Source organism: Polystyrenella longa, assembly GCF_007750395.1.
Lineage (GTDB): Bacteria > Planctomycetota > Planctomycetia > Planctomycetales > Planctomycetaceae > Polystyrenella > Polystyrenella longa.
Genome location: NZ_CP036281.1, coordinates 2,311,008 through 2,325,599, shown reverse-complemented (window position 1 = coordinate 2,325,599; position 14,592 = coordinate 2,311,008). Strand labels below are relative to the sequence as shown.

The window sequence follows — 14,592 nt, the reverse complement described above, 5'->3', positions numbered from 1 at the left end:
CGAATCAGTTTCCAAAGCGAAGGAGGGGAGTTACTCTGGAATTCTAGCCGCTTGCAAACACTATTAGTCAATGAATCAGCTATTGATGCCTTGCTCCGCAACTTAATTAAACTATTTTGTGAATTGGAGCGATGGCATCACCCGTATGCCGTTCAAGAACGAGAGGAGCCAGTCTCTCACAGACACCTGATTTTACAGAGTTCGATGCTTAGCGATTATTATTTGCCTGAGATCCGCTGGTGTCTCTCATTTCTGGTAATCAGCAGAGAGTTTAGTCCTCAGGTAACGCATCCAGGATGGGTCCGATGACTTCATCAAGGTACGGATAGACATTGACAGGGCTAGGGCCCATTCGAACGACGACCAAATCGCGAGAGGGGATAATTATCGTGACTTGCCCCATAAATCCTGCTGCCCAGTACGCGTCTTTCGGTACATGTTTCATTCTTTCCGGCAAGTTGAGCCAGAACATCCCGCCGTAGTTCTGTTTATCATCTGCTGGAGCTGGAGTCGCTGCAAACTTCGCCCAACCTTCGGGGAGTATTCGCTCTCCTTGCCAAACTCCGTCGTTAAGGTAGAGCAGCCCAAATCGGATCCAGTCGCGAGCGGACAGATAGTCATAGCCTGACAAAATGAAATTTCCCCAAGCGTCGGTTTCAAGTACGGCGCTGCGGATGCCTATTCGGTCGAAGAGGGCTCGTTGTGGAAAAGTGAGATAATCCTCTCCTTGCTCTTCAACTACGTCACGAATAATTCGACCCAGACTTAAGGGATCGCTATTGAGATAAGAGTATCGCGTTCCGGGAGGCACCTCTAGCGGGTGGTTGACGGCGTGTTCCAATACGTTGAGAGAATCAAAGTACACACGCATGTGATCGTTCGAGGAGATTAATGTTTTAGATCCCTTGAAGCCGAGATTAGAGAAATCAAGACCACTGCTCATCTGGATAAGGTCACGAATGCGAATCTGACGCCGTGGGTCGTCTGCGTTCTGCCATTCTTTAATCGGAGCCGGTTGATCAAGCTCGATGAGTCCACGCTGGATTAGAATTCCGATCAGTGTAGACGTTATGCTTTTTCCCTGAGACCAACTGATCTGAGGAGTCTCCTTAGTCCAACCCGGAGCGTAACGCTCACCAATAATTTTCCCCTGGTATGCGACTACGAACGCTCGAGTGTTCTGCTCCTTTTGTTCCATCGCCCAGTCAAGTGCGTCTTCTACAGCTTCGTAGTCAACTCCAGCAACCGACTCGCGTGCTCCCGCGTCCCCCATTGGCCAGGGGAGGTCAGCAGCATCGGGAATGTGACGTGGAACTTTGACGGGATCAAAGAAGACGTCCTCAGTACCGGGAGGAAGTATGCTGCTGCCTTGATCACCTGTGTATCTCGCACTACGGGGAGGGGCGCCGGGGGCTGTCACAGTGACCAGATGCCGGCTTTCATCGACTTGATACTCAAAATCGGGCGACCAACCAAAGTTGGGAAATGGTGCGATATCCTGTTCAATTACTTCTTCCGGAGTTCGCTGGTAGTCTCGTCCAACGACCCATAATCCCGAGCAGAGGTGATGAGCGCAGATCGCCGCACGGAACTCCAGGTTTTCCTCGCGTGCCTTCTCCTCCGCGGCCAATTTGTTCTCTGGCTCGGCAGCTGTCAAAGTAATCGGTTGAGTGACCAGTGAGAGAACGATGGCCGTGAGTGTTAGTGAAGAAAATATGAGTCTGTGATATTTCATAATCGGTTCGCTTTTATGAGTCAGGCCGCAGAGATGTTTCATCGGGGCCGTTATTGACATAATTCAAGGTATTTCGGAATAAGACTATATTTTAGAGTGTCGACTGAACCGTGTTTTTACAAGGATAATTCATTCGCATTTCACTGTTGTAGCTCAAAAGGATGATCAAAATAGAATCACGATACATTTCCAGCTTTACATGTAGCCACGAGCTCGTAGCGTAATTTTCTTCAGAAGATGTTAAAAACGAGCCATTGAACGTGGTGATATTCTCTTCGAGCGGCGAGTGCTAAATGAAACTCAATGCTTGAGAGAACCAGAGTTAGGCAGTGTTTCAAAAATATTACTTGAACAGGTCATTGAGACGAAGGTTCTGCAGATCAGATACTAATTCAATGTTACACTGCCGATAGCAATCGTTGACTCGAGTTTGCAGGCACTCTGAGGAAATCGTTTAACTTCGTGGAAGTGAAACCCTTGCAAATATCCTTGGATTACAGACTATTTAGTCCAGTTGAGTTTTTATAGTACGGGTTCGCCCAGTTATAAAGGCACTTGATGTTTAATTACGATTAAGATGATACTGACCGCTCTGACGTTCAATCATCGTACAGTGATGCCGAAAAGGACTTGAGGAACCCACGCCAATGTACACTTACTTAATCTATTCGATCTCCGCGATTCTGGTTCTCACCGCCTTCGCCCCCTTGCTGACCGTGGATTGGTGGTGGATTAGAATTGGTGATTTCCCTCGGGTGCAGCTTCTGATTGTTTATGCAGGATGGCTGGTCGTCCTGGCTTTCCTGCGCAAGAAACCCTATGTGAAATCCATCGCGGCACTGCTATTGGTAAGCTGCTGTATCCAGATATACTGGATATTTCCGTACTTGCCGGTCGCTCCACTTCAGGTGGAATGGGCGAAGTCAGAAGACCCAGATGTGCGGATCAAGATTCTCACTGCAAACGTTTTACAAGAGAACGAAGACGCAACCGCACTGTTGAGTTTGATCCAGGAGGACTCGCCCGATGTCATCGTGCTTTGCGAAGTCAACGGACGCTGGATCGATGATATTTCGCCCCTTCGCGAACAGTTCCAGTTCCACGTCGAGCATCCGCTAGAGAATAAGTATGGAATCGCGATGTACTCGAATTTGGAACTCGTCTCTTCCGAAGTAAGAGGGATCGTTAAAAAGACTATTCCGTCAATTGATGCGGAAATTCGACTCCGATCGGGTCAAACGGTTAGGCTGTTCGCGGTTCATCCTAATCCACCTCGTCCTGGCGAAGACACAACCAAACGTGATGGAGAATTGGTTTTGGTCGGACGAGAAGTTCGTGACCAAGGTAGCGTTGTAGTCCTCGGAGATATGAACGACGTCGGCTGGTCGCGAACAACGGATCTGTTTCAAGAGGTCAGCGGGTTGCTCGACCCGAGAAAAGGCCGTGGGCTGTATCCGACATTCAACGCAAAGTCGTGGATTTGGCAGTACCCCCTAGACCACTTGTTTCACTCAGACGACTTCCGCTTAGTATCGCTACTTACTCTGCCGTCGATCGGTTCCGATCACCTTCCACTCTCAGTTGTCTTGAGTTTCGAACCCGATGCAGAAACGACGCAGTCGACTCCCGACCTCGATGCGGGGGACCAGAAGGATGCGGAGCAAGCGGTTGAAAAACTGAACGATCCCGAATCCCTCGAACAACCCGAAGAATAAACTTTGAGGTTTGAGTTATCTTCATTGGGAACGAGTGTAGTTGCAATTTGCTGAGCGTTCATCTCTCGCGCTGCGCGTCCTGAGGCCAGAAGATTGGATCTGACAAAGAATCCATCCTGCCTCATCTCTTCCGCGAGTCACCAATTCATGCGGATTAACAGTTGAGACGTGCAGAGTCGTCTTATAAATCTCATTCTGCTTATTGGTACACAAAGTGCATAGCCAAGGATATCACGCACTTCAGGTGCGACCGGGCACAGACACACTTTTGACATAAGAGAGAGAATAAAATGGTAACTGACCGCTCTGAAGTTCACGGATCTCCCGATAACGACGTTCGACTAAAACAAATTGAAGCCGTTGTCCCCTATAGACTGTTTGCCAGTTGGCCTGCGATCTTTTGCGGACTTGTTGTAACGACCGCAATAGTCTGGTTGCTCGCTCTGCTTGGATCAGCAATCGGAACAAGCGTTCTGGATGGGACTGATGCGGAAGCACTCGGAGATGGTTTCGGTATTGGAGCGGCGATATGGATGGCGTTCACAGGATTGGCTGCCTTCTTCATCGGAGGACTCGTTACTGGTCGGTTATGTGGCCAGGACGACGATCAAGCAGGAATTCTTCATGGTGTTGCTATGTGGAGTACAGCCACAGTTGTCATGCTAGTCTTGAGCTATTGGGGAGTTTCAGGGCTGGTCAATACTGGCTCGTCAATTGTGTCAAATGTCACAGGGGCGGCGGCGAATGCGGCGGGCACATTACCCGACCCATCTAACGTGGATGTGCAAGATTCGAATCGTGTCATAAGTGGTATCAGTGCGGCGGTGAAACGGGAAGTCGCTCAAGCGGTATCTGAAGCGGGCGACTCTTCGCTAAGTGAAGAAGAAGCACGTCAGGCGATTGAATCACTGGACGCAGATGCGTTGAATCAAATCGGGTGGAGTTATGTGAATGACGACGCCGAAGCGGCTCGTGATACCCTGGCGGCAAACACCAACCTCAGTGATGAGCAGGTCGATAAACTGTCCGCGACAATTGAAACTAAGGTGGAAAAACGCGTCCAGGAATATAAGGACAAAGCTGCGAAGCTTGCAGAGACCGCAAGCTCATATGCTCAGGCTGTATTGTGGGCCGCGTTTGTATCGGCTGCATTAGGGCTGATTGCAGCCATCTTCGGTGCGATGTTGGGATGCCAAACCGCCGTACGACTTCACACGATTTCCGTCGAACGCAGTCGTGCGGTCGCACGCTAAGACACTCTATCACCTTTAAGAACATCAACTCCAAATCAAATAGAGGATATCATCATGGCATACGGTTTACTCAGTCTACTGCTCATCCTGTTACTCGTTTCGGCACTTCTCAAAAGCGTCGCAATTGGCGGTATAGGTGGGGTTTTACTCCTAATCTTGCTCATCTTATTTCTAACGGGTCGTCTGTAACGAATATGGTATAGCAAAAGCGTACCTAACTTAGAGAACCCTTTTCTAATTCATTAAGAATGTCCGTAGCCGGACCTATGGTTGTAGATGATGACATCACCGGCCGATGCGTCGCCAAGTTGGGCATCGATACGAATTCCCACCCCTTTCCCTATTCAACTTAATTAAGAGAGATAAAGAGATAACTAGCTATGACAAAAATGAAAACCTTGGCAGACGCGTTCCTTGACGAATTGCAGGACGTACTGAGCGCGGAAAAACAATTAACAAAGGCCATTCCCAAAATGGCTAAGAAAGCATCCTGCGAGAAGCTAACTAAAGCTCTCGAGGACCACTTGGAGCAAACCAAAGAACACGTCAAGCGTGTTGAGAAAGCCTTTGAAGAGACTGGAAAGCCCGCTCGGGTTAAGAAGTGTGCTGCAATGGCCGGACTCATTGAGGAAGCGGAATCGATGATGGGCGAAGAGGCTGATCCCGACGTGATGGACGCAATCATCATTGCACTAGCTCAGAAGGTGGAACACTACGAGATCGCAACTTACGGAACCCTTTGCACGTGGGCTAAAAAGCTCGGTTACACAAATTCAAAAGAACAACTGGGCCAAAACCTTGATGATGAGGAAAAAGCTGATAAGCATCTAACTAAACTAAGCAAGGCAATCAATACCGCCGCAATCGAATAAATAGTCTCACCATTTTCAGACACATTCGATCAAACGAGAACACTGTTTTGTGGATCCGATAAGCTGTTTGGATTAGCAATGAAGGATTCTGGGAACGTGAAATTACAACGTCCCTACGTCACTGCGTGCATTAATTGAGACTTTAATCGATTGTTTTTGACTCGCGATAATACAGTCCCTCAGCCGTGACGCTACCGACTCAGCTGCCGATGTAAGAGAAGCCCAAGTTAATTTCAATTGTACGTTGCAATCTGACGCTCTCAGTTGAAAGCGTCAGTGCCAACATACATTCGGATTGCTGCGGGCACGATTTTAAACTGTACAGGTTCTTCGTCAACAACCTCTCCATCCAGAGCGAATCGCATGTGTGGTACTGAGTTTAGGTGGAGCGATTTGACTTGTCGAAAGATTACTTTCTCGCTTTCCAGAAACTCGCCTAACAAGTTGTCCGCGACGATTTGAACCATGTCGATCATGTCCCCGTCACGAATAATGATGACGTCGATTAAACCGTCTATCGGTGATGCTTTGGGGGCGACCGTGATTCGCCCAGCATTCGTTTTACCATTGGCGACGAGAATTGCCCAAGTATCGAGGTTCGCAAACTCTTCGTCATCACACTTTGCTGTGATGCGAAACGTCTTCATGTCGGACAATACCTCGACACCTCCTCGAATGTAGGCGAAGGCACCCCAGCGAGATTTGATTTCATCGGTAAGGGCTTCACTGACTCGCACAGAGTTACCACCAGCGGCAATGTTGGCGTAGTAGCGATCCACACCTTCCCCGCTGATATGAACGACATCAACTGGAATAGGATGGCTGGAGCGAATCAGTTCAACGGCTTCATTTACGTCGTCGGGAATCTGTAACGTTCCCGCGAAGTCATTCGCCGTGCCCAATGGAATAATCGCTAACTCAGGTCGCTTGGCTTCGTCGACGGACATTAACGCATTCACTATTGCGTTAACAGTTCCGTCTCCACCAGCTGCGACAACAATTCGGCAACCTTCAGAAATCGCATTTTCGATTTCCTGTGCCAGATCCAGATCCCTGGAGAGCTTGACCCACTTAGAGCAATCAGTTGACAGGGCATTTCGCAGCAGGCTTACTCCGTCAGCCTTTCCGGAATCGGAATTCCAGAACACAAGTTCTTTACTCATAGGGTCACTCCTTAGATGATTTACCTGATTGTCTGGTACTCTTAATCGGAATGTGTCATCAGAACTGCCACTTCGAGTAGGATCGCCGCATCAAGTGTAATCTTTTTTCCTTCGGTTACATCGCTGATAATTACGATCTGATCTCTTATTACGAAGGGATAGGCTTTTACTCTGTAGTGAGTCCCTCACAGTTGGCTATCGAGCATTACAGCCACCGGCTAAGAATATTCGAGAGAACCGATTTTTACCTCGCCCTTAAGCAGCAAATCCCGAGCCATCCTACAATCTTGATGCCTTGCAATATAGAGATCGACGCCGCTCGCCAGCGTTCGCTCGTCTTTGTTGGAGTTTGAAAAGTTGTGATTTCAGATTCGTCCAAATGATCTCGGTCACTGTAATCTCGGTCAGTGTAGATGTGTCGATCAATCGTAGGGATTTGAGGAACGGTTCAGAAACTTCCTCGATCGATCTACAATGGTTGGAGAGGCATCAGTTCGATGAGAGCTCCTCTTCAATGACTCGCCAGACGCTGGGTTGAAATACAGAAGAAATATGCGAGGCCCACATTTCATGGTCCACCTTGAAATCTTGGGGGCGAGTCACGATCACCTCGACTTTTGCCCATATGCTTGATCGCTTAATTTGCATTTTTTCCGAAAGCGGGGTCGACATCAGCTCCTTATCAGCCATCACAACGAGTTCCGGCACCAGTTTTCCCATGATGGGTTTGAAGACTTTTGCGAAAGGCACAGGAGCCACAGTTGGACAGATCGAGATCAGTTTTCGGATTGACTTCAGCTGGCTCTGATTAATCGCTGATCGAGCGATCCAGTCTCCGAAGCTATGACCTATCAGGGAAATCGAAGGGGCGCTGCTTTTCACCATCGCTTCACAAAGAGTGTCGATCGTTTGGTAAGGATCTGTGAACACATGAGGGTAATCCCAGCGGACCAGGGTTCGCCCCGGTTTCCTGAGAGACCTTTCAAGCGGATACAGCATCCACGCCGGCGACATAAAACCAGGGATCATGAATATCGTTTCGTCGTCTGCGGATGGGGCAGCGATTTCAGTTCCTTTCAAATTGTGGCTTTGAACCTATCGGGGTGATGTACTGAAGCATTATATGTTTCCACTCGGCTTTTATGTAGACTGAATTCTGACCCACTCGTCAGCCCTAATGTCTGACGTTAATCCCGCTTCAATCCGGGCGAAGTGCTTTCTCTGCCTATCGCAGCCTCACATTAATCAGGATTCTCTCCAGTTTGCTCTCCCAAGGACATATTCTTGTTTGGAATGTCAGGTGGAAACAGTCGAATTTGGAAGTTGGCCTGATCGCTCGAGAATGAACACAGGTTTAGAAAGCAGGGGTCGGGATTGGCGGTCACATGAGTTGACTTTTCCAAGAAATCATGCCTTTGGGTTACACTGCGTGTTACCTGCGTAACCTTGATCTCGGTTGAGATGGTAGAGCCCCTCATGATCTCAACCGTTCTTACGGTCTACGTTCCGCTTCAGGAACGTGCACGACAGATAAGCCACAGCAGTCCCATGCGCGGGTTCCGCGGCTCACATTCCAAGTGATGAAGACTTTGTCTCCTTCTGCGGAGATAGCGGTACTGTAAGTTCCCTTCAGCGTGAAGTTATACTTATCCTGATAGAACGGATGAAGGAAGGCAATTACTTTCTTAACACCTGATTTTATGTTGTACTGCACCAAGGGAGAGCCGTCTTTATATCCGCCACCATGAGCGCCGGGAGAGTAGTACAAGTACGTCCCGGTAGGATCAACATCAATCGAGGCAACATATGCTTCGGAACCGACGGCTGCAGTTCCGATCTCTTTACACTCTTCGGTGGTCGTATTGAATTGCCAGATCATCGCATCGCCCGAGCGTTGACCGGTGGAGACAGTATATACGAACCCGTCTTCCGTTTCCTCTGTTGCAGCACGGACGCCGATCGTCTGGCCTGTTGGTGTAGGCGGGCCTCCGGTTGTCGGGTCGTACCTCATTAATTCACCGTCTGTATTTCCTGGAACAAAATAAAGGCGTCCTGTTGATTTGGCGAGGACCATATATCGGGCAGGCCCGTCCGGACCGGAGTAGAGAAGTTTGCCGTTCTCGACGTCATACGCGAAGAACTGAATTTCCTGTAACGGTGCATCCGGGCCAGCAGCCGTTGCTCCATAAAAGATCATTCTCTCCGCATCAAGAACGCTATTGGGTATGCTGTGTTTAGGCACAGGGGCATGGGTCACGATCTCTGATTGACCTGTCTCCGGATCTGTTCGAAAGATCCAGTCACCGAGATAATGGTTAGCATCATTTGCTGCCTTGGGAGAACCTCGGTGGGTTGCGTAATAGAGCCAACCATCGCTCCCCATGTCGACCCGACTGTGAATTTTGCCAGGCGTGTAATGCCCCTTAGGAAGATCGAGAAAGGCGCTGATGTTGACCAGGGAACGAAGTATTTTTGTTTCTGGATCGTACTCATAAATGAGGGCTGTCCCAGTGCCATGTTTCGATTCTCCTCTTCCGATAGCGTAATGGTCACCAATCGCAGAATAGTATTTTCCTTTGGAGACACTCCCATCACCCCAGTTCGACCACGGTTTCCCTGGATAGTTCTGACCGGGGTAAAATACAAAATCCACTGAAGGAATGGTTTTGGCGATCTGCACACCCTCTCGCAATGTTTCCGGTGCTTTCAAGAATTCTGGAGACTTATCGGTGACCATTTCCTGACCATTAGGAAGCGAAGGAGGGTAGGGAAGGTCCTCGTCGCGAATAACCTTTGGCTTGTCATTCTTATCTAGAGATTCCTTCTTCGGTTTCGACCAGGAGTTGGAGGTCATTGTGATAATGACGATGACAGTCAACGATAAAATCAACTGATTTATTCGCAGGGTAGTATTTGCAAACAGGTGTAAAGACATGAATATTCTTCCTGTTAGATTGAGCGCCAGAATTGTCAAAGAATGTCTTGAAGAACTGAAAACAGAAAGGTCAGGATAACCAGCTATTCATTTACGTGGATAGTGAGACGTTCCCCCACCGCCACGTCTCGCCTCGTTACGGTTCCCTTGTCGTGAGGCAATATTACCTCGATGTCGATTCGATCAAATTCTCCAAGTCCGAAATGAGCGATTGCCGGTTGCCCAGATGCGTAGCCGAACCCGACACTCATTTCGCGCGATCCGAGCAGACTGTCTTTCTGTCCGAGATGGCCAGCGGGATAGATATTGATGCGACTTCCAATACCCATTTTGTTAATTAGGTCGCCTCCATCGATGATTATATCTATCCATTTCCCCCCGGGAGTTGCGTTGCGTAATAACATCGAAGGGGCGGTACCCCACCAGTTGGCAAGAAAGAGATCGAGGCGACCGTCGTTGTCATAATCACCGGAAGGTCCCGCTGCGGTGTAAATGACTTTGTGATCCTTGATCATCTTCTCATAGAACTTTCCTGTTCTCTTAACTGCTTTATCTTCGGACGTCGGAAAGTCGTTTACATTAAGCGTGTTCGTAAGAAACTTCGGATGGCCATTCTCTATGCCGAAATTTCGAAAGATGACAGGATAAGTCTGGCCTTCAGAAAACTTGACCAGACTGGTGGAAATATCGGGCCAACCATCGTTGTCGAAATCCTGGATCTCGACATGCGGTGCCTTCATGGGCAGCGGCACTAAACCGACTTGTTCGGTGACATCCTGAAATACTGGAACACCATTCTGAGAACCTTGGTTCAAGTACAAACGGTTTGGAACGGGTTCACGCCAGGGATGGTCGTAATGCTGACCAATCACCACGTCCAGCAAACCATCTCGGTTGACGTCACCAAAGGCGACGCCACAGATCATGTTGTCGCCTCCTGCCGATTTCCACGCGAACGTTTCACGGCTACCGGGTGCTTCCTGGAAGCGTCCTTTTCGGGTATTTAGAAACAACCGATTTCCCTCGCCGTGACAGGCAACGAAGAAATCGGGCCAACCGTCATTGTTGACATCGGCAGCTGCGACTCCCAGGCCGGGGATACCCTCAGGTAATCCGACTTGATCCGAAGTGTCTTCAAATTGCAGGCCCCCTTTATTTTGAAACAGTCTGGAACTACTGGTAGGGGAACCGTTGTAACCAGCGAGAGGGTCTTCTCCAACCAGGAGATCAAGCAGTCCGTCTCCGTCATAATCCAGAACAGCGACACTACGTCCCCCAAACTTTAGAGGGCAGGCACCATTCCCGTCTGAGACATCTATGAAGCTCCCGTTTCCGTTATTTTGGAACAGGGTACAACCCCTGAGCGACTCTGTAGTTTTTTTCAGACCCGATTTCTTCTTCTGTTTCGGCATACTGGAGACGTACAGATCGAGATCACCATCGTTATCCAGATCAGCAAAGACGATCCCGGTTGAACGAGACGATAACTGCAACGGAGTTTCTTCGTCGAGTTGAAACTTCCCGTTGATATTCCGTAGCAATAAGTTCGGCTTCCCTTTCGTATGGAAGGTTCCAATATACAGGTCCAACCAGCCATCACCGTTCACATCGCCCCAGGCGGCTCCGTGCGACTGCATCACTTCAATGATAGGCATTACTCCAGATTCAATAGTTTCATCGTGGAACTTAAAGATTTGTTCGTCATCTTGACCGAACAGATCCGATTGAAAGTTCGGCATCAAGACGTTTAAAGAGAATGAGAGACCAAACGTCAGGATTAGCTTCCCCAAAAGTGAAAAATGCATGTCGAGCTAATTTCTTCTGAGGTACGTTGAAATGACTTGGAACCTTTAGACTTCACTGCATCAGTTACGTCAGGGAGTTTTCAGAATCAACAGAATCCCTATTCCTTTATCTCTTTTTGAATCACTTCTCGTGGCAAAAGTAAACCCTGGGAAGTGGTCGAAAACAATGGCGGAACGGTTAGCAAACGCAGGTCCCCATTTACATATCTCGCCTCCCAGAGTTTTCCATCTTCTCCAGTGGGAACGGGCACCGAGTAGAAGTCTCTTTGACGGGCATTCAGCCATAACAGTCGACGCCCCTGGCTGTCGCGAATCTCACCACTGTCTCCACCGACCAGCCCGATGATCTTCGTCCCCCGGGGAACATAAAAGAAACCTCGCCATAATTTATAGGAATCACTGATGGGAGAATCACCAGTGGACCTGATTGTCGCTGTCTGACCATCTTTGAAAGTGACAACTATCGGCAGCTTTTCGCTGTCCACATCAACTCGATAAAGTCCCTGTTCCTTGATCGGTATTTTGATAGCTTCGTCCGTTTGATCGCGAAGAACAGTTTCCTTTGAAACCGTTAATGTCTCCCTTTCTCCGGCTTCACTCTCTCCACCGATCTTCCATATCTTGATCTTTACAGGCATTGGTTGCAGTAGTTTAGTTTCCGCATCTGCTGTGATAAACAATTCGATTTCTGTAGATGCGTTTTTGGCATAAGTGTAGAAGGATTGGAGACCTCGGGCGACTCCCAGAGATCCCTCCGGATCAGGCGTCGTCAACTGTAAATAATCGGCAGCCGGAACCAAATCGTCGCTATAGGAGACTGGTTCGAAAGGGATGTCGACTGGCTGATAGTCTGCCAGCCCCTGCTTGAGCATTGATGATATACCCTCTTCTTCAAACGGAACCTCTGATTTCCATGGATTACGTTCTTCAGGAATATTCCATCCAGCCCCTTCAGGAATGTTTACGGTCAGATCGCGACGTGCCAAATCACGATAAAGCGCCTTGGTATGAATCAACATTGTTGAACGCATCTGGTAAGCATGCCGCAGAAGAGCTTCAAAAGCGGACTGCCGATCTGCTCCATTAGCGATAGAATATTGGTGGAACAGTGAGCAGTAGTGCGTATATAACACCAGTTGATCGATCCGTTTTCGCACTTCAGGTTTATCTGCCTGCAAGCGGGCCTGATCCAATGCGAGAAACATTCTTGCGAATTGATCTTCCACCAGCATATGCGGATTAGAACCATCCAGTTGCTGATAATACTCGCGCATCGGCTCTTGAGCCTGGCCAAACGCCCGCTCAAGAAAGTCGTCAATCAGAACGTCCAACTGCTGGGAATCATCGACATTCCACAACATGTGCGCAGCCAGATAATACCCCAGTCCGTTCGGCCCCCAGTTGTCGCTCGATTCAGCAGACATGAAACGAACTCCCCGGGAGTGAAACTCCGGAATGGTGCGTTTAAGATAATTGAGATTGCCACCAAGAGCTTGAGCCGGTTGATCACGATCCCAGACGTTCACGCTGTAATATTCGCGAATTCCCAACGTCGCTCCCTGTTCAGACCAGCCAGTAATAATCTGTTCTAGCGACAGGTCTCCCTTGATAAATGCAGTCGCCACGCTGACAACGACATTGGGATGGACGCGTATCGACGGAGGCGACGCATGATAGTTATAAGCATAAATCCCGACGAGTTTACCAGAATGCTTTTCCTCAATAGCCGCAGCGACTTCATTGGCGACGGTGACAACCTGATCACTGACGGATCCCAACCTCGCGCACTTCTCGCATTCACACCACCCTCCACCATCGCTGGGATCCATCGAAAGACTGTCGCTCTGTGGGTTTTTCTCAAAGTAGTCCAAGGCACTTTTGACGAACAGCGCGCGGACGCCTGAATTTCCCATACAGGGTTTCGGATTCTTGACTGCTTGGCGTATTCCATCTAACTGTGGCCAGTATTCTGGATGTGACTCGAACTCATCTCGATATATTTTCACGACACGATCATATGCATGACCAGTACTCAACTGGATGCCCGGAACACACCGGTTTCGTGCACACCATTGTTGATAAGGTTCGTTGTTGTATTCCCAGAAACCGTAACCGTACCAGATCCGTCTGGAAAGATAATCGGGCCGTTCAAACTCTTCGACATCGATGCTGAGACTGGGTTGATCTGGGACGATCTCCCATGTTTCACCGGGGAAATACTGTCGATAACCTAATCGATATAACAAGTCCCAGACCGCATGTTCAACAGCGAGTTCAGAGGCACCAATCAATAAGAGACCTTGCGAATGAGATTTCAGCAGGTACTCTTCGCGCCGAGTTATCTCCCCCGGTTCAAATTGCGCATCCAGTTGAAGCTCAGGAAAATCGGTGACTGTCCCTACGGCAATTCCTGACTGTCCGTCGCCATTACTAACCTTAAAATCCGCACCAGAGATCTGCCGCAGGTACTGCGAGAGAACTTTTGCTGCCTGTTGGACACGGTCGGTCGCCTTGTCTGCGACGATCACGGGGAGAAGGGGAACGCCTTCATTAGATAAGTGAACAACCTCTCCTCTGGATGACGAAGTGATCAACAACAGGCAAGACACATACAAGAGTGTGTGACGGATAAAATTCATGATTCTCCTCTTCAGGTGGATTAATCTTGATACCAACCAGGAATATGATCAGAAGGTGATGTTGCAAGCGGCCCTCTGATTCCACGTAGTTGTCTGAATCGTCTGAGGAGGACACGTTTATCCTATTAGGGTGCGCGGACATGCGGAAGAGGCTAGGCTATTCGATAAACAATAATTAGGACCAAGTGGAGATTGCCTTTTTCTTATCTGTTTCCCTGACACCCTTAAGCTGAGTACCTAGCTGTGACCTTGATCAATGATAGTTGAGAAATTCAGGAAATTTCGGGGCATCCTTTCCTTTGCCAAACAGTTTGAATAACCAGTTGGTACTACTATTAGTATCTGAAACAGTGATTATTATTCGACTTTCGCTGTTCGCTCTGCATGCGAAATGGTCGATCTGCGACCAACAATCATTTCTTCTCAGAAACTGTCGCAAATTCAATTATTTTGGTTTCTGGGTATCGGAAGGAGA

The 14,592-nt window shown here is 48.7% G+C and carries 9 protein-coding genes; 3 read left to right on the top strand and 6 right to left on the bottom strand.

Annotated features, from left to right (window positions below; genetic code table 11):
• Positions 1 to 271: 271 nt before the first annotated feature.
• A complete protein-coding gene (locus tag Pla110_RS08705; protein WP_197440602.1) occupies positions 272 to 1,735 on the bottom strand; it encodes a serine hydrolase domain-containing protein in 1,464 nt (487 codons plus the stop codon).
• Between the two features lie 647 nt (positions 1,736 to 2,382).
• Between Pla110_RS08705 and Pla110_RS08700 the strand changes: the two genes are divergently transcribed.
• The 3 genes from Pla110_RS08700 (at position 2,383) to Pla110_RS08690 (ending at position 5,575) form a co-directional block, all read left to right on the top strand.
• Positions 2,383 to 3,450 (top strand): endonuclease/exonuclease/phosphatase family protein, encoded by a 1,068-nt coding sequence (locus Pla110_RS08700; protein ID WP_144995194.1) that lies wholly within the window; start codon positions 2,383 to 2,385, stop codon positions 3,448 to 3,450.
• 290 nt (positions 3,451 to 3,740) lie between these two features.
• Complete coding sequence (locus Pla110_RS08695) at positions 3,741 to 4,703, top strand: hypothetical protein (RefSeq protein ID WP_144995192.1); 963 nt, start codon at positions 3,741 to 3,743, stop codon at positions 4,701 to 4,703.
• Positions 4,704 to 5,083: 380 nt separating this feature from the next.
• Complete coding sequence (locus tag Pla110_RS08690) at positions 5,084 to 5,575, top strand: YciE/YciF ferroxidase family protein (RefSeq protein WP_144995190.1); 492 nt, start codon at positions 5,084 to 5,086, stop codon at positions 5,573 to 5,575.
• Between the two features lie 260 nt (positions 5,576 to 5,835).
• On the opposite strand, the gene Pla110_RS08685 is transcribed toward Pla110_RS08690, so the two are convergent.
• The 5 genes from Pla110_RS08685 to Pla110_RS08665 all read right to left on the bottom strand — a co-directional run bounded on the left by Pla110_RS08685 (position 5,836) and on the right by Pla110_RS08665 (position 14,117).
• Positions 5,836 to 6,738, bottom strand: a complete 903-nt coding sequence (locus tag Pla110_RS08685) for a diacylglycerol/lipid kinase family protein (protein ID WP_144995188.1) — start codon at positions 6,736 to 6,738, stop codon at positions 5,836 to 5,838.
• Between the two features lie 489 nt (positions 6,739 to 7,227).
• A complete protein-coding gene (locus Pla110_RS08680; RefSeq protein ID WP_144995186.1) occupies positions 7,228 to 7,668 on the bottom strand; it encodes an alpha/beta hydrolase in 441 nt (146 codons plus the stop codon).
• 562 nt (positions 7,669 to 8,230) lie between these two features.
• Positions 8,231 to 9,673 carry a YncE family protein gene (locus Pla110_RS08675; protein WP_144995184.1) on the bottom strand — a complete coding sequence of 481 codons (1,443 nt, stop codon included), beginning with the start codon at positions 9,671 to 9,673 and terminating at the stop codon, positions 8,231 to 8,233.
• Positions 9,674 to 9,756: 83 nt separating this feature from the next.
• Entirely contained in the window at positions 9,757 to 11,478 is a 1,722-nt protein-coding gene (locus Pla110_RS08670; protein WP_144995182.1) for a CRTAC1 family protein, read from the bottom strand.
• Between the two features lie 98 nt (positions 11,479 to 11,576).
• Entirely contained in the window at positions 11,577 to 14,117 is a 2,541-nt protein-coding gene (locus Pla110_RS08665; RefSeq protein ID WP_144995180.1) for a DUF4838 domain-containing protein, read from the bottom strand.
• Positions 14,118 to 14,592: the final 475 nt, after the last annotated feature.